Annotated in this window: 18 protein-coding genes, 1 tRNA gene and 2 pseudogenes; 11 read left to right on the forward strand and 10 right to left on the reverse strand. The window is 56.0% G+C overall.

Annotation, left to right across the window (positions count from 1 at the left end; genetic code table 11):
• Positions 1-38 precede the first annotated feature (38 nt).
• Positions 39-218, reverse strand: coding sequence for a transposase (locus C934_RS32250; protein WP_018858520.1), 180 nt, complete (start codon positions 216-218; stop codon positions 39-41).
• A gap of 486 nt (positions 219-704) precedes the next feature.
• Here C934_RS32250 and C934_RS0120630 point away from each other — a divergent pair, with 486 nt between their 5' ends.
• A complete protein-coding gene (locus C934_RS0120630; RefSeq protein ID WP_018858521.1) occupies positions 705-1,676 on the forward strand; it encodes a hypothetical protein in 972 nt (323 codons plus the stop codon).
• Between the two features lie 158 nt (positions 1,677-1,834).
• Here C934_RS0120630 and C934_RS35750 read toward each other — a convergent pair whose 3' ends face one another.
• Together C934_RS35750 and C934_RS32255 are read right to left on the reverse strand one after the other, a co-directional pair.
• Positions 1,835-1,993, reverse strand: coding sequence for a hypothetical protein (locus tag C934_RS35750; RefSeq protein WP_245267985.1), 159 nt, complete (start codon positions 1,991-1,993; stop codon positions 1,835-1,837).
• A 23-nt stretch (positions 1,994-2,016) separates the two neighbouring features.
• A complete protein-coding gene (locus C934_RS32255; RefSeq protein ID WP_245267986.1) occupies positions 2,017-2,463 on the reverse strand; it encodes a prephenate dehydrogenase/arogenate dehydrogenase family protein in 447 nt (148 codons plus the stop codon).
• Between the two features lie 541 nt (positions 2,464-3,004).
• Here C934_RS32255 and C934_RS0120640 point away from each other — a divergent pair.
• The 4 genes and pseudogenes from C934_RS0120640 to C934_RS35755 form a co-directional block, all read left to right on the forward strand.
• Positions 3,005-4,051: an IS110 family transposase gene (locus C934_RS0120640; RefSeq protein ID WP_018858522.1), complete on the forward strand. Its 1,047-nt coding sequence runs from the start codon at positions 3,005-3,007 to the stop codon at positions 4,049-4,051.
• A 458-nt stretch (positions 4,052-4,509) separates the two neighbouring features.
• Positions 4,510-5,133: an RrF2 family transcriptional regulator gene (locus C934_RS0120645; RefSeq protein ID WP_018858523.1), complete on the forward strand. Its 624-nt coding sequence runs from the start codon at positions 4,510-4,512 to the stop codon at positions 5,131-5,133.
• A gap of 93 nt (positions 5,134-5,226) precedes the next feature.
• Positions 5,227-5,676 carry a carboxymuconolactone decarboxylase family protein gene (locus C934_RS0120650; protein WP_018858524.1) on the forward strand — a complete coding sequence of 150 codons (450 nt, stop codon included), beginning with the start codon at positions 5,227-5,229 and terminating at the stop codon, positions 5,674-5,676.
• 675 nt (positions 5,677-6,351) lie between these two features.
• Positions 6,352-6,720: pseudogene (locus tag C934_RS35755) on the forward strand (TIM barrel protein); the annotation flags it as partial.
• Between the two features lie 181 nt (positions 6,721-6,901).
• Here C934_RS35755 and C934_RS0120660 read toward each other — a convergent pair.
• Positions 6,902-7,390: a hypothetical protein gene (locus C934_RS0120660; RefSeq protein WP_018858526.1), complete on the reverse strand. Its 489-nt coding sequence runs from the start codon at positions 7,388-7,390 to the stop codon at positions 6,902-6,904.
• Between the two features lie 419 nt (positions 7,391-7,809).
• On the opposite strand from C934_RS0120660, the gene C934_RS0120665 reads away from it, so the two are divergent.
• The gene (locus tag C934_RS0120665) at positions 7,810-8,295 is read left to right on the forward strand and encodes a hypothetical protein (protein ID WP_198011828.1); all 486 of its coding nucleotides are present in this window, start codon (positions 7,810-7,812) and stop codon (positions 8,293-8,295) included.
• A gap of 33 nt (positions 8,296-8,328) precedes the next feature.
• Here the strand turns inward: C934_RS0120665 and C934_RS0120670 are convergent, their stop codons facing one another.
• From C934_RS0120670 to C934_RS33850, 3 genes and pseudogenes are all read right to left on the reverse strand, one after another.
• Complete coding sequence (locus C934_RS0120670) at positions 8,329-8,520, reverse strand: hypothetical protein (RefSeq protein WP_018858528.1); 192 nt, start codon at positions 8,518-8,520, stop codon at positions 8,329-8,331.
• Positions 8,517-8,828: a hypothetical protein gene (locus tag C934_RS0120675; protein WP_018858529.1), complete on the reverse strand. Its 312-nt coding sequence runs from the start codon at positions 8,826-8,828 to the stop codon at positions 8,517-8,519. Before C934_RS0120675 ends, C934_RS0120670 begins: the two co-directional genes overlap by 4 nt.
• Positions 8,829-8,944: 116 nt before the next feature.
• A pseudogene (locus tag C934_RS33850) lies at positions 8,945-9,052 on the reverse strand (IS3 family transposase); the annotation flags it as partial.
• On the opposite strand from C934_RS33850, the gene C934_RS36200 reads away from it, so the two are divergent.
• Positions 9,030-9,164 (forward strand): hypothetical protein, encoded by a 135-nt coding sequence (locus C934_RS36200; protein WP_018858530.1) that lies wholly within the window; start codon positions 9,030-9,032, stop codon positions 9,162-9,164. The pseudogene C934_RS33850 and the gene C934_RS36200 overlap by 23 nt on opposite strands.
• 351 nt (positions 9,165-9,515) lie before the next feature.
• Positions 9,516-10,313, forward strand: coding sequence for an HNH endonuclease (locus tag C934_RS0120685; RefSeq protein ID WP_156828777.1), 798 nt, complete (start codon positions 9,516-9,518; stop codon positions 10,311-10,313).
• A 49-nt stretch (positions 10,314-10,362) separates the two neighbouring features.
• Here the strand turns inward: C934_RS0120685 and C934_RS0120690 are convergent, their stop codons facing one another.
• On the reverse strand, positions 10,363-10,890 hold the full coding sequence (locus tag C934_RS0120690; RefSeq protein WP_018858532.1) for a hypothetical protein: 528 nt from the start codon (positions 10,888-10,890) through the stop codon (positions 10,363-10,365).
• Positions 10,887-12,098: an AAA family ATPase gene (locus C934_RS0120695; protein WP_245267987.1), complete on the reverse strand. Its 1,212-nt coding sequence runs from the start codon at positions 12,096-12,098 to the stop codon at positions 10,887-10,889. The genes C934_RS0120690 and C934_RS0120695 overlap by 4 nt, the downstream gene beginning before the upstream one ends.
• A gap of 312 nt (positions 12,099-12,410) precedes the next feature.
• Here C934_RS0120695 and C934_RS0120700 point away from each other — a divergent pair, with 312 nt between their 5' ends.
• Positions 12,411-13,052 (forward strand): RNA ligase family protein, encoded by a 642-nt coding sequence (locus tag C934_RS0120700; protein WP_026371966.1) that lies wholly within the window; start codon positions 12,411-12,413, stop codon positions 13,050-13,052.
• Positions 13,053-13,328: 276 nt separating this feature from the next.
• Here C934_RS0120700 and C934_RS0120705 read toward each other — a convergent pair.
• Positions 13,329-13,405, reverse strand: a tRNA-Pro gene (locus tag C934_RS0120705).
• A gap of 272 nt (positions 13,406-13,677) precedes the next feature.
• On the opposite strand from C934_RS0120705, the gene C934_RS0120710 reads away from it, so the two are divergent.
• Entirely contained in the window at positions 13,678-14,091 is a 414-nt protein-coding gene (locus tag C934_RS0120710; RefSeq protein ID WP_018858535.1) for a hypothetical protein, read from the forward strand.
• A gap of 203 nt (positions 14,092-14,294) precedes the next feature.
• Positions 14,295-14,579: helix-turn-helix domain-containing protein (locus C934_RS0120715; RefSeq protein WP_442965930.1), on the forward strand; the 285-nt coding region annotated here is incomplete at its 3' end.

A 14,579-nucleotide genomic window follows, 5' to 3' on the forward strand; every position in this document is an offset into this window, starting at 1 on the left:
AAAGATGTTTGCAATCGACCTCGTCACTCAGATTAAGATCACGCTTGCAACAAGGGAACAGTCCATAGATGTAAAAGGTTGCGTGGAAATCCCTGCCTGCGGCACACCTCACAGACAGGTGTGCCGTCGGCTGCCTGCTTCAGCACAGACGCAATCTGCGCTTCCGAGAACTTCGATGCCTTCATGGAATTCTCCCTTTTCTTCCCCGCAGGGATCATAAGTGGAAAATTCCAAGTCGGAACGGCGTCTGGCCTCCCCTATCTGTGCCGCCAGGCGTGCCACGAGCAAATTCATCGCCTCGCCGGTATGCACTTTGAAAGTCATTGTCCCGATCACCAAGACCGGACAGGGCGGGCTGGATGCGGCCATTTGTGGCCATCGTCGAAGACCCGAGCCCCTACTTTGCAGCGGCGCTCGAATGGAATTTGGCGGTTCCTCCACGGATTGCTTGACGTGTACCGTCAACTTTTCGGCGATGAGATCGTTCGTCTCATGACGGACGTCCACCTCCTTACACAACTCCCCCTAATCCCGTCAGTTCCGGCGGAGCCGTATGACGATCCTCTGTTGCACAGGCTTCGCAGTCTGCCACGATCAAGTTTGTCGCCTGCGGTATATTAGTTATAGCTTTTGGATATATTGCGCTCTAGTGTATACCATATTTAATACAACCATATAATTCAGTTGTCCAAGGGGAGAGGGATATGAAACTCGTGCGCAGTCTTTGCCTACTTTTCGGCGTAACTTGTGCCTCAGGTGCCTATTGCCAGGAGGAATCTTGTTCCGCTTTGCTTGTGCAGGACAAGGTTGCGGCTTTCCGCAATGATTACGTGAGACTGGCGTATTTGCACGAGCTTTCAAAAGAGGATTTCTATAAGTTCAAACAAGCGGGTGATGGTGGTGGTGGGATAGAGGTTTCCGGCATTTCTCTCACGGCTTACGACTCCTACGACCAATTTAAAGAGTCTCTCAAGCGGGAGAGCGAGTTGTTTAAGTATGACCTCGACGCAGGCTCTGAAGAGATCGTATTGAGCCAGCGACTTCCCGCTGGGGCCTTGCCTGCCTATGTGGATTGCCTCCAACGCAAGGGACCCGGCGTCTCCATGTGGCTCTCAGATTCCGCACCGTTTGATCAAATTGTGACTCTCAACATTCGATGGCACGGTGCGGTCGGGCAGACTGAGGCTCCGGTCGTCGGCGGGGTCCGCGTCGCAGGAGGAACCATCTCGCCAGAAGATCGGGCAACTATTCCGGTCATGTGGAAAACAGATGAGACCGCGACCGTGTTCCTAACCAAAGACGGCGATGGCCCTGCCAAGGTGGCAATAAAGATCGGCGGATACACCGGTGGGATAACAATCCCGGCGAAGCCACCATTTGTAAGGTTCGAGTATCCTCAGTTGTCTACGACAATCGACAACTCCACGGACAAAGACGATTTGGACAAAGGAGAATGCATTCCTGCCCCACAGAATGGCTTCTTTATTCCAAAGACTGCCATGATAACGGTCCTAGCTAGGCAAGGAGATGATCAACGGGCGAGAGCCGCCCTGCAATCTGCGACTCCAACCTTGGTCTGCGCAACCACACATGTCCAAACGGACAAAGTGGGAAGGACCTATTCCATCAAGGCGCTGCTGACCGCGACAGCGCGGACGATATCGGTAGAGCGGTAGAGCGGTAGAAAAGTTCGAAGGATGGCCATCGCCATCCCTACAAGACGTCCGCAAGGCTTGAGGCCGCCGAAATTGCGGCTAAGCTTGCCAATACCGCCGCGTGAACGCTTTCCAAGTCAATCGTATCGATCAGCCAGAGCGTTGGAACAGCGCCTAATTCATGTCGGCTCCTCCATCATGGAGGTTAGTGACTTGAAATCCCTGATGACATCCCCGGCGTATGGGTTTGTCTTCAGGGTCGCCTGGAAGACTTCCGGGGTGTCGTGTCGGACCATTTCCACTGCGGACATCAGCAGATCAAAGCTTCGCGTCGTCATCCGCGTCGGCCGTAGGTTCATTTTCACCAACAGGTTGGCAACCAGGTGGGTCTCATTATGACCTCAAGCCCCAACTTCCTGCAGAAGGCAGCTACTCGAAAACGACGGCCGCGAATGGGGCACAGGGCAATCCGTAATCCCCGTAGCCCGTCGCGCGCGCTTTGCGGTCCGAATAGAGGGTGGGTCGCGACGACATCCACATCGTCGGGAAACACCTCTTCCATAATCTTCGCGGGCTCGACTTTCACGCTTCCAACGTCGAGTACAAGCGTGCCCGGCTGCAGGAGCGGAGCAAGCCTTGTTGCCAAAATACGCAGTTGGCTGACTGGAACCGACAGCACCACGATCGGGCAGGCAGCGGCACTTTCGAAAGAGACCATCGATGGGCCCAACTCCGATGCCTTAGCAGCGTCGGGCTTGTTATCGTGGGCCCATATTGAGAAGTGGGGACGGAGATGCTCGGCAAGCATCTGTCCGAACGCGCCGAAGCCAATAATTCCGATGGGCGTCCTCGTAGGGGCCGCACGGCCAGAGGTGTCCGTCGAGTTCAACCGCTGGCAAGGCAGCGTTGAACACAATGATGCACACGCCGCTATTTCTGCAGCGCGTAAGACAGTCCGGAAAAAGTCCGTGCCGTCATCATGTTCGTGGGATAACAGCCGATAGGCTCGACGTCAAATCCCAAGCAGAAACTGCATAGCTAGCCCGACAGGAAAACCGAGCCTGAGCGACGCACAGGATGTTTCGGATTTGGAGACCACGGGCCTGATCGGGGCCGGGTTCCCTCGGGAGCTGCCGCGGCAAAAGTTCAGTCGCTCGTTGCAAGGCTGCCGGTCGTCGTAATGACGTTGCATTATTCCATCGACCTCACAACATCAACATAGATGGGCTAATCGGCTCTGTGCCTCAAGCTGGCCGATCGGAGAACGGGAAGCATCGGACGGTGGCTGATGATAAAACGCGGTCAGTATGACGCAGCCACATTTTATCATCAGAGAGAGGAGCGCATCCATGAAACATTATGTCGGTCTCGATGTCTCCATCAAGGAGACGAGTGTTTGCATTGTCGATGAGAACGGGAAACTCTGCCGAGAACGAAAGGTCGCGTCACACCCGGATGACCTCGTCGCTATTTTGAACGATCCGGCGCTAAACCTGGACAGGATCGGTTTGGAGGCCGGTCCATTATCGCAATGGTTATTCGACGGATTGGCTAAAGCAGGCTTCCCGGTCGTCTGCATCGAGACTCGCCATACCAAAGCCTTTCTTGAAGCACTCCAGCAAAACAAAAGTGACCGGAACGACGCGAGGGGCATCGCCAATATGATGCGCGTCGGCTTGTTCAAGGATGTGCATGTGAAGACGCTTGGGAGTCAAAAGCGCCGCGCGTTGCTGACAGCACGCTCTTTGCTGCAGGAAAAGGCGATCGATCTTGAGAACGAGATGCGCGGCCTTCTGCGCAATTTTGGACTGAAGGTCGGCCAGACCTCTGGCGGCACCTTCGAGCGGAGGATTCTGGAACTCGTAGAAAATGATGCTGAACTGGTAGAGATCATGCAGCCTCTGCTCGACGGCCGGCGCAAATTGCGAGAGGGTCTTGCCAAACTCGAGAAGCGGGTTCGCAGCGAGGCAAAAAATGACGACGTTTGCAGGCGCTTGATGACTGTGCCTGGGGTCGGCGCTGTCGTCTCGCTCGCCTACGTCGCGACTGTCGACATCCCGACGCGCTTCCGGCATTCACGTTCGGTGGGAGCGGTACTTGGCTTGACGCCTGTACTCAACCAATCGGGCGAGGTGAGCCGGGTTGGGCATGTCTCACTTCGCGGCGATGCCATGATGCGACGGCTTCTTTATGAAGCCGCCCAATCAATGATGACCCGCGTAGTGAAATGGTGCTGGCTGAAGGCTTGGGCCATGAATGTCGCGAAGCGACATGGCAGCAAGAAAGCGAAGGTGGCATTGGCTCGTCGTCTCGCGGTCGTCATGCATCGAATGTGGGTGGATGGTTCAGAGTTTCGCTGGACGAAAATAGAGCCCCCTACGTCGGTGGCAGCCTAGCTGAGGGACCGAGAAAATATCTTGAAGCCAATTCAGAGTTCCGCGTAGCAGCGGAAGGCGTCCTTCGCGGACGACGGTGATGCGAGTTCGTGGCGGCGTTTATTCCGATGAATTTTCATCAGGATGCAGCATAGATTGGACCGCATTATCTACGGAACCCCATCATGGGAGGGCTTTGTGCCGATCCCGGAGAGAAGCGCGGGCCGCGAACGTCAAACGCTATGTGGTGTACAGGTATGACCGGCCGGCGTTTGCCGAGCAGCGATTTCGGCTGCTCTGCGCCAACAGCAGACTTCGGGCAACGCGAATCTGAGATCAGAAACCGGAGTTTCTCTCGATTGCATTCGGCTCATCAGTCGAACTCTGCTTGGGACCGTTTGACAATTTCGCCGTTGACTCTTTAACACGGATAGAGTTAGGTTGCGTTAAGTCTAATGCGGACTTGATGAGGTGGCGTTATGTCGAATGATGAGGGGCAAGTTGACGCCGAAGGCGATCAACACCCGGCCAATAGCGGGATGCCTGATCGACGCAAAGGCGTGAGTCTGTTCGGGGTCTCGGTCGAATACGGGCTTCACACCCTGCTGTGGCTCATCTCCGAGCATCCGAAGCGCGCGAGCAGCCGAGACCTCGCAGAGATGCAGGGCGTTCCCACCGCCATGCTGGCGAAGATCATGCCGAAGCTGGAAAAGGCCGGGATCGTCTCATCGAGCGATGGGATCAGCGGCGGCTACGAACTGGCCAAGCCGCCAGCGAATATCTCTGTGCTTGAGGTCGTGGACGCCATCGAGGGCGATCGAAAACTGTTTGATTGCAAGGAGGTCCGTCGAGGCTGTGTTCTGTTTGGCGGAACGCCGCCACCATGGTCGGTGGATGGTGTCTGTCGCATTCATGCGGTCATGCTGCGCGCTGAACGGCGCATGCGTTCTGAACTCGACAAGACGAGCCTTGCCGATCTTGCGCAGGGCGGAAGACCGGAAGAATTCGAAAACCTTGTCGCGGACTGGTTCCGCGACCGGACATCGGCACGGGAGACGGCGCGCGTCACGGCGCTGAGAGAAGGACGCCGCTCTCCACGCTGACGACACCACGGAGAATTCGGAAATTCCTGCCGACGGCGCGCTGTGCCGGCGACGGGAGAACTGCAACCATGAGAAACAGGAAAGGAACCATCCATGGCCCGTCTGAACTGGTACGAAGTAGCTCCCGAGGGCGCAAAGGCGCTGTTCGGTGTCCACCACTACGTCACGAAGAACACTAATCTGCCCGAGGAGCTAATCCACCTCGTCTTCCTCCGGGTCTCCCAGATCAATGGCTGCGCCCACTGCATCGACATGCATGGTCGCGATCTTCGCAAGACCATGTCGGTCGACAAGGTCGCTCTGGTATCGGTCTGGGACGAAGTGCCCCATCTGTTTACCGACCAGCAACGCGCAGCCTTGGCTTGGGCCGAAGAAGTGACCCGGGTCAGCGAAACGCACGCATCCGATGAAGCGTATGCCGCAGCAGCCTCGGCCTTCGAGCCGAAGGACCTGGTCGATCTGACGATCACAATCGCAGCGATGAACGCTTTCAATCGTCTGGGTGCCCCTTTCCGTCTCCCGGTGTCGGCCAAGGCGGCCTGAGCCAACCAAGGCGGGCGGGGCATCTCCACTCCGTCCGCCGAACTCGGTCCCAGCAGTCTTGCAATCATTTCAGGCGTGTCACGACCGCTTAGGGCCGACTGCGGACGATGCGTCCCGTCGGCTTGGGATCGGCGGGAATGTGCTTGACGTTACCCCGCCGATTAGAGAAGCGCCGACCACCCGACTGTCGCCGACTATGACCTGTATCCTTCCCCACACTTTCCTCGGATCGCGCCCTAGTTTCAACTTTGGGCCGTGGGACCTGCCCTTCATTGCGACCTCGCTAATTTCGGAATAATTCCCACCTTCACCGAAGCGCTCGAAGTCGAGGATGTCCCCGGCGTCCAGCCGCGCCTAGTCCCTGTTTACGACGAGGAGGATTTGCGTGTCGGTGACCTGTTCGTTGTCGTCGTCTCTGAGAGCGGTAGGGTAGGTCTCCGCGACAACGGCGATTCAGTGTGGTTCGATGCAAATAGCGTTGAAGACGCTCTGCTTATCTATGAAATGGGCGGTGCGTAAACAGCGCAAATCCATGAATCGATATGTGCTTCGTCTGCGCCGTGGGCAGCGAAGCGCCTCGGCGTACCTCCAAGACCAAGCTCTTTAAATCTCAGCAAGCCCCGGCGTCCACACGACGTCGGGGCTTTGCCTTCTCGTTGGTTCAAACGCCCAACGCTCCCGCTTCTATTCGACGCCGGTCACATGGCGTTTGCCGGCGGCGACGTCCTAGTGTCATCGACAAGCATCACAAAAGGATCACCCACGTCCACACCAAGGACATCCTTCCGAGATTTCATAGACAGTCTCGATCGAGCAAAGGAAATTTTTGGATGCCGTAATCATAGGAGCGTTCACCGTGCCAGGAGACGGAAGTCGCGATGTCGAGGTCATCGTGAAACGCCTAGTCTCCTACGGCTACGAGGGTTGGTTCGTAGTTGAACGGAACAGGACCCTGGACCGAACCCTCCTGTGCAGATGGCAAAGATTGGTTATAGGGAGCTACTAAGGGTCATGGCTGCTGCAAGGTATCACGTCGTCGCGTGACCATTCATGCAGCGTGTTCCGCATCGCTTGTGGAAGCTAATGCCGCTTTGGTTCCAAACAGAGATATGATGCTTCCAAACCTTGGGCTCCGATAACATTCCTTATCGGAACCCAGCCGAGGCTTCAGATCGTCAGCGAAAATGGGATGTCCCCCGACGCCGTGACGCCGGGGGACTTAGGACTAGAGACCCTGATCCTCGAGATACGCCTCGAAGCGGTCGCCAAGACGTTCACCCGCCCACACTGCAAGACGAAGCACGTAGCGCGTCAACTTGCGGAGCTCGACCTCCTCTTCGGGGGTCGAGAGAGGGATGGTTACCACCACTCCACGCTCCGGCTCTGCCGCATTCGCGACTTTCGCCGCGCGCGGGTAGAGCAGCACTTCCGCCTCTGCCGTCAATGCTTGATCGACCATCAGAAGGCGAAGGGTCCAGTTACGCGACAGCGAAAGCTGAGACGCACGCGGACCAGATTGCCAGCCGAGCAAGCCGTAAGCTTGATACTCGCGGATCACACCGCGGGCGAGCTGGAACGTGTCGGGAACCCGGGGATAGCGCCAGACGTGGAACTGTACTTCACCGGGGAAGTAACCATCGGGACGACGGATTACCGCGGGGCTAGGTTCAGTTTTCCCCGGGCCGGCCGGACGGACATGGTAGGGCTTCGACATTGTCGAACTCCTTCTTGCAGCCGGCAGACGGTAAGCCGGCACCCGCCTTGGAAACGGAAGTATTTCAAAGGATGGTTGGTTGGCCGTCTATTTCTGCCGTCGAAGTTGGCGATGTCGTCGTCTTACGATTTCGTTGTCTGGCGGCTCCTCTCTAATTCCTGCGAGCGTCCTAACATCGACACCCGAACAATTTGTAGCGCTGAACGCTCGAATTTTAAGGAAGCCTGAAAATAGAACGGAAGCGCCGCCCCACTTGGTTTACGGTGAGGTCAGGTCGCTAAGCACACCGCCGAGTTTGTAGGTTGCCGCCGATCGTCGAAGACTACGGCAATGAATAGAGGCAAGGAGACTGAGACATGTGGAAAGCAATTGCGACGGCATTGGCGCGGCTTTGGAAGGGTACGATAGGAGCCATTCGTTTGACCGAACAGCTTGCACTGACTCCATTTCGCGCAATTTTCGGAAGCGGCAGCGGCATGATGCAACGGCCGGAGTTCTCGCCTAATATGACGAGCAAAGAACTGCTTGAGGAATATGAAGCCAACCGTCAGGCTCAGGCGGACGTTCATCGTCTTGATCGAGACGGCATCGACACCGTCGTGAAGTACGCCGGAGCATCGGCGGCAGCACGGAGTACCCTCGACCTTTCCGCGATTCGATCGGATGCCAGGATGACATTGCTCACGATGGACGAACTTGAACTTGCCTCGCTTGCAAAAGCTGGCCCCGGCAAGGTTCGAAAGTGGATCGAGGGCGGAGATCACGGGATTTTCGGCGTGCCGGTCGTCGGATCAATAAGTGCACCCCAGGCGAAGCCAGTCCTGTCGCCGGAAGAAAAATGGAAAATCCGCGCTCTCATGTTGAAAAGCAATGGAGCATCATCGGAATTGCAACTCGCCCTTTGACAGAAGGCCCGCCAACTTGGCGGACCCTTTCGTTCAGCTCATTTCGTCACATGGTTCAGGCGGCACGTCGGGAGTGCGCTCGAGAATCGCCTTTGCTTTAGCGGTAATCTCTTGAGCTTTAGCGATGTTGAGCATCATCGCGTGCAATTCTGGGTGCTGGTGGGCCACGTCGCCGTAGTACGCCCAGACGAGTTGCCACTCTTCCTCAGTCAAAGTTGACGTCATGCACGGCGCGCCTTCATGACGTTGATAGCTTCTTGCCGTTGACGGCAGGCAGCACGAAGGCGCGCGTTATCAGCCTCAAGCTCGGCAAGCATAGCCATCGCAGTCCGCGCCAGAGTTTCCATGCTGTCCGCATGACTGGTCGCGGCCGACAGCGCGTCGTCGTAGCGTTGCTCATAACGTGCACGCGCGGCGGCGGCGAGACCGTCGCCGATTGCGCTTGCGAGGCCGACGCCGGCGGCCGCAATTACCATCATTCCTGCCGCATTGCCCATCGCGGCAGTATGAGCGGGAGAGCCAAAATTCGCCATGTTACGCCTCCGTCTGTCGTTCGGACCGCATAAATGCCGGGCTCGATTCCCTCCGGCAAGCCGGTCAAACGGAATAAAGCGATCGACACGTTAACGGAGCCCGTGTACCCCCCCCGCATCTCGATGTAGTCGAAGACGTCCTGTCGGGCTTCATCGCGTGATCGGCAGACCCTTCGGCGTATCCTTTCTCGCTTCAGAAGAATGAAGAAGCTCTCCACGACTGCGCGAGATCAGCAACTCTATGCGGTCCGGCTTGTGAACCGTCTACCCAAGGCGCTGAGGGAAGAACTCGTGAAGTGGCACGGCGACGTCCTCATCAAAAAGGATGCCGCATGACCCCGAACCTCTGTCGTCACTAAGACGGCGCAGAGATGTGCGAGCCTCATTCGAAGTTGCGGCAGTGGCGATTGGGCTCCCCACGGGAGGGAAAAGTACTATCCGGGGAGAGGTCGAAGACGCCGTCCCATGGCCGCAAGAAGAGTTGGTTCTGCAGCGTAACAGTTTGTTCTTGACCCGGCCAGATAGCGCCGGTTAGTTGAGAGCGATTTCGTGGCAGTTAAGCTATCGCTAGCAGAATCTGTAGGACGCCTTTGTGGCCTCTTGGCGACTGTGCGCGCCGGGTATCAAATTTTTTGCTAGTCGGGGGCCCCTGCCCGTCGGCACCCACTGTCAAGATTGGCTCTTCTGTTGGCTCAACAATCCTTTTCGTCCGCGTTCCGAGAAGCACTCTGGACCGCTCACAGAAAGAAGTGCCTGCATTGCGGGAAAGAGATCGAATTCACGCTAGTTTGTATCGACCATGTGGTTCCGGAGTCGCTGCTTTCGAACCGTCAAAAAATGACCGAAACCATAGTCGCATTAGGTCTCCCAAGATCGTTCGATATACGTGGCTACGAGAACCTCGCACCATCATGCGTCCCCTGTAACCGGGACAAGGGCGACAACATCCTCGCTCGCGGCTACATCAACATCATCCTAGCGAAGATCGCCGCCAGGATCGACAAGGTCAAAGAAATTCTGGAGAAGAAGAAAGCCGCGCAAACGCTCGATACCATCCTTCGCAACGTCAGTAGGTCACTCGAGGCAGAAGTTTTCACTGAAGAGGATTTTCTGAAACGCCTGCGTTTGATCTTACGATTCCCCGACGGGATCAGGGGATCAAAACTTCCAACCTATCTGCATTCCCCCGAGCAGCGGATATCCAGAATCTACATCGACAACCTTCCCCAAGTCCGTCTGGCCAAAAGGGCGGTGGATGCGATGGAAAGCAGAGGGATCGATACTCGCAAGCTAAGCGAGATGATACTCAGAGCGGTGGCTGCCAACGATGTCTATGCATTGGCGCTCCCGCGCAATAGAGTTGGGCCTGTCTACGAACTGCGCTTGAAGGACACTAGGATTGTTTTCGCCAAAAACGACGATGTGATCACCGTATTATCGGTGTTCGGCAAGGATTTGGCCCAAACCACCGCTGCTCCCGCCTGAGATGTCGGAACCTCGCCTTAGCCCCGCACTTCTCCACCCTTGCTGAAGTTCATCTCAGTTTCTTCTCCTGATGCTTCTGCCTAGACCAATCTTCAATAATGGGCTCCAGAAGTAGCGCATGAGCGCATAATTCAGTTTCCCAATCATGCCAGTCCGTGTCACCAGCGAATGCGATGCAACCTTCTCCGAAAGAAGAATGCGATTCTAAAGCAGCCGCGACCATTTTCCTATCCTCGAGGTCATGCACGACCGCCTCCAACGTTGCCGGCAAAACGCCATGACCGCTAGCGTCGTATTCTACGAGTACGTTGTCTAACGCGGCGGTGCTCATTTTATGTATGACGACTTGGATTCCGTAGTCGTTGAACCCGAGCTTATTACGGTATTCCTCGAGGATTTTCAGATCACTGTCTAAGATCAAGCGAGACTCGCTTTTTTCGAACGCACCCAACCAGTCCCATACCTCCATTCGGCGATCTGGGTCAGCTGGAGTCGCGTCGATGTCCTTTGGATTGTTGGGATCGGCCGCGCTGGCGGCAATCAAGACGTTCGTGTCGATCACATAACGCGATTTCATCGGGTGGAGGCTTTCTGTCGCGCGAACATGTGACGAGCTTGCTCGCGAGTTTCCCCCATAGCGTCCCCAAAGAACCCATCGGGCCAGTTTCCAACTCTCCCAAACTCGTCGACTTGCAGCTCGCGTAGAGACGCCGACTTTTTATCGCGCTCGACAAAGTACATCGAGGTCCGTTGGGTATCTGTCGTCTGTTTTGCTATGAGAGTTTGCATCCTGCGAAACAAATGCTCGGAGTGCGTTTCCACAACGAACTGAACGTTTCGCTGTTTACTAGTTTCAACGAACAGCTCTGCTAGTGTTGCTTGAGCGAGTGGATGGAGATGAATCTCAGGCTCCTCGAGTATGATTGTACTTCCACTAGGCGCGAAGAAGGCAACCACCAGAACTGGAAGAACCTGGGAAATTCCGATTCCCACATCGCGTAGATTACAAACGATACCATCTCGACGAACGATCAGTTCGTAACGATTCGACCGGCCGTTCTGGCGCACTTCCACTTTGTCGGCCAGCTTCATCCGCGAAAGCCAAAGAGAAACTTGATCTACGACGTAATTTCGTTCGTCACTCCTCAGCAGAGCGCTGGCCAGCAGAGCGTCGATTGCTCCACGACCATCACTGCCAAGATCGCCCGGATTCGTTTTGTTCCAGGGGTAATCTCGCTCAGGTTTGCGTCGAAGTGGCCCGAGATATGCGATGTCCTCAAGCTCTCGCCGCACTGCAAGGCTGAAGTCTTCGACAAGCTGCCCCTCTTTTTCCAAGAGAGCGATCGCGTCGGCCGAAAAGGCTATCGACCTTTCAGGTGTGTAATGTCTTCCCTTGCCTCTCGGTTGGGTTTCCTCGTCCACCATGATCGAAAACGCGCCTTTTTCTCGACGCACGGCTCTGAACTTGCGATTACCTGTTTGGAGCATCAATTCTTGTATTGTGACGCTGCCTGAAGATGTCTGGCCGTAGGCGCATTCGAAAGTACCCCCTTTGATGCGATCACCAAGCGGGCGTTCGAAATCGAATGCTATAGAGAACTGACGTGCCCCCTGTCCCGGTTGGTGAAAGACATCTTCAAAACTCCCGAAGTTGAAAAGGTCGTTTATTTCGTCACCACCGAGGTTCAAGTGAATTGTTCGGTCTGGCGACCGTGCGGTCTGTTTGAGAAGCAGGAGGCTCTGAATAAGAGTGGATTTTCCCGAAGAGTTGGTACCAAGCAACATCGTGACCGGCTTTAGAGTGATATCGCCTGTGGTCTGCCAAGCTTTGAAATGGTCTAACCGTAGTCGTGTGAACATTGCGCGGACGCCCCTCTAACGTGATTGATGTCTCGTCGCACCAGCGGGAGGCACCTCGAAATATGGTACGATATACAAGAAAAATGCCTGCTGAGAATGGTGCTCATCTACTTCAGAGCTTGTAGTTCAACATGTTACATATTGGACACTTGCTGACGCGGAACCTCATGGCGGGCTGCAGCACTGATAACAGTCTTTCATGTCGTCGCTCTACTGAAGAGGGAGGGTCACCTCTGCATGGAAAAGAAATATGGTCGTACATATCACCTTCCGATCTCCCCGGGAGCAACAGGCGACGACAAGACCATTTCCTCGCTGGAAGGGCTGATGGTGGATGATCTGGTCGTTACAGAGAAGATGGACGGCGAAAACACGACCATTCATGCGGGAGGTATGTATGCTAGAAGCCCCGACAGCCGTCATCACCCGTCGCGGAATTGGATGAAGGCGTTCGCGGCTGGCATTTCCCCCCAGCTCGGGAATGAAGAACGCATCGTTGGAGAGAACCTCTATGCTCAGCATTCCTTGGCCTATCGGGACCTACCTTCATACTTCATGGGATTCGCTTGGATCGTTGGCAACAAATTTCAGGCGTGGGACTCCACGATAGAGCGTTTCGACGAACTGGGCATCACGGCCGTGAAAACCATATATCGTGGACCTTTCAGGCCGGGCCTGTTCGAGGAGCTAGCGCTATCCTTAGACACCCGCAATCGAGAAGGTTTCGTTGTGAGGGTGGCAGGTGCGTTCGCAGAAACTGAAATGCAAATTCGCATGGCAAAGTACGTAAGGGCCGATCACGTGCAAACTGAAACGCACTGGATGAAATCAGAAATGACACCGAACCTCTTGAGTGGAAACCGGCAAAAGAAAACGTAAGATCGATCGATCGCTTCGACCGCGATCAAGCTGTCCGGCTCCGCCAAGGCGGCCTAACGCCTTTGCGAGCGTCTCGAAGCTCAGGAGAAAGCGCGGTGATCTCGTCCATGAGACGACATTTCGGTTGGCGCTAGAATCGTCTTTGCTTTCGCGGCTGACAGAAACGACAGAAATCCGGAGTTTCTGTCAGAGTTTCTGTCAGTGAACCCCTCGTGAGGGTAAAAATTCGAGGATTATAAAAAGCTAAAAAGCCTTTCGGGACAAGGCGTTATCGGCTGGTCGGAGTGGAGTGATTCGAACACTCGACCCCCACGTCCCGAACGTGGTGCGCTACCAGACTGCGCTACACTCCGTGACCAGCGGCGCCTCTATAGACCGGCCCATCTCGTTGCGCAAGCACCAAAATTCAAAAGCCGGCGCATTTTTTGCCGACAGGGCCGGCGCACCTCCTGAGAGCACTAAGTGGAGCAAAATGACACACTTGCGGCAAATTTTGCGATTGCCAAGGCGGGCCGATTTTCTTTTGCCGGGTTCCGCGTTAAAGCCCTCGGCGGGACAAGCGGAAACCGCTGCAGACCAGCGATTCCCGCCGTCGAATGCGCGACAACTTTTCAAGGACGATAGAATGAAACTCCGCACCTTTGCCGCGGCTGGGCTTGCCATTGCGCTTGCCGGCTGCACGACGATTCCGACCTCCGCAGATCCGATCTCCAATCGCTGGGTTGGCCAGTCGGCCGGCAAGTTCTTTGCCGCATTCGGCCCGCCGATCAACGATGTCGAGAACGGCTCCAGCGTCACCTACACCTGGAAGGGCGGCTACAAGACGGTTCGCACCCCGGCGAAATACGCAGAAGGCGCGGATGGCAAGCGCGGCAAGCAGATCGCGGCTGCCCGCACGCAATACCTGCGCTGCCAGGCGGAAATCGTCACCAGCTCCGACTACACGATCCGCAGCATCCGCGTCGTCGGCGACATCCCGGGCGTGAACGGCCCGTCCTATTGCGCCGAGTTCCTGGCGCCGGCACAACCCGCGCAGTAAGAAACGGCAGAGCGAGCGTTTGGAAGGCGGCCCATTGGTCGCCTTTCTTCTATGTCGAGTATTCTGAGTTGCTACGCGGCCTCCGTTCGCGGCTGACACCGCGGCAAAAGACTTCATCATTGCTGGTGTCCTTCCCGAGAGAGGGGTGACAGTTCATACCGGAGACATGGGTTACACTTTTGGCCTTTGCGAGGAGAGCGAAGGTGCCTTGGCAGGAGTGCAACCGCATGGACGAGCGTCTCAAATTCGTTGCGCGGGTTCTGGATGGCGAGAAGATAGCGGCGCTGTGCCGCGAATTCGGCATCTCCCGCAAGACCGGTCACAAGATCATCAGCCGCTATAACGACAGCGGTCTGGAAGGACTGACAGATCGATCGCGACGGCCTTACCGGCACGCCAATCAGCTTCCTTTCCAAATCGAGAAGCTGATTGTGCGGACCAAGCAGGACAAGCCCAACTGGGGCGCACCGAAGATCAGGGAGCGGCTG

This window comes from Rhizobium sp. 42MFCr.1 (assembly GCF_000377185.1).
Taxonomy (GTDB): Bacteria; Pseudomonadota; Alphaproteobacteria; order Rhizobiales; family Rhizobiaceae; genus Rhizobium; species Rhizobium altiplani.

Excerpts from the sequence above, each read along its gene's own strand:
- C934_RS35750 (WP_245267985.1), bottom strand. The coding sequence starts at position 1,993 with ATGACGACGCGAAGCTTTGATCTGCTGATGTCCGCAGTGGAAATGGTC.
- C934_RS0120700 (WP_026371966.1), top strand. The coding sequence starts at position 12,411 with ATGGAAAAGAAATATGGTCGTACATATCACCTTCCGATCTCCCCGGGA.
- C934_RS32250 (WP_018858520.1), bottom strand. The coding sequence starts at position 218 with ATGATCCCTGCGGGGAAGAAAAGGGAGAATTCCATGAAGGCATCGAAG.
- C934_RS0120710 (WP_018858535.1), top strand. The coding sequence starts at position 13,678 with ATGAAACTCCGCACCTTTGCCGCGGCTGGGCTTGCCATTGCGCTTGCC.
- C934_RS0120695 (WP_245267987.1), bottom strand. The coding sequence starts at position 12,098 with ATGTTGCTTGGTACCAACTCTTCGGGAAAATCCACTCTTATTCAGAGC.
- C934_RS0120640 (WP_018858522.1), top strand. The coding sequence starts at position 3,005 with ATGAAACATTATGTCGGTCTCGATGTCTCCATCAAGGAGACGAGTGTT.
- C934_RS0120630 (WP_018858521.1), top strand. The coding sequence starts at position 705 with ATGAAACTCGTGCGCAGTCTTTGCCTACTTTTCGGCGTAACTTGTGCC.
- C934_RS0120650 (WP_018858524.1), top strand. The coding sequence starts at position 5,227 with ATGGCCCGTCTGAACTGGTACGAAGTAGCTCCCGAGGGCGCAAAGGCG.
- C934_RS0120645 (WP_018858523.1), top strand. The coding sequence starts at position 4,510 with ATGTCGAATGATGAGGGGCAAGTTGACGCCGAAGGCGATCAACACCCG.
- C934_RS0120660 (WP_018858526.1), bottom strand. The coding sequence starts at position 7,390 with ATGTCGAAGCCCTACCATGTCCGTCCGGCCGGCCCGGGGAAAACTGAA.
- C934_RS32255 (WP_245267986.1), bottom strand. The coding sequence starts at position 2,463 with ATGCTTGCCGAGCATCTCCGTCCCCACTTCTCAATATGGGCCCACGAT.
- C934_RS36200 (WP_018858530.1), top strand. The coding sequence starts at position 9,030 with ATGAAGAAGCTCTCCACGACTGCGCGAGATCAGCAACTCTATGCGGTC.
- C934_RS0120675 (WP_018858529.1), bottom strand. The coding sequence starts at position 8,828 with ATGGCGAATTTTGGCTCTCCCGCTCATACTGCCGCGATGGGCAATGCG.
- C934_RS0120690 (WP_018858532.1), bottom strand. The coding sequence starts at position 10,890 with ATGAAATCGCGTTATGTGATCGACACGAACGTCTTGATTGCCGCCAGC.
- C934_RS0120670 (WP_018858528.1), bottom strand. The coding sequence starts at position 8,520 with ATGACGTCAACTTTGACTGAGGAAGAGTGGCAACTCGTCTGGGCGTAC.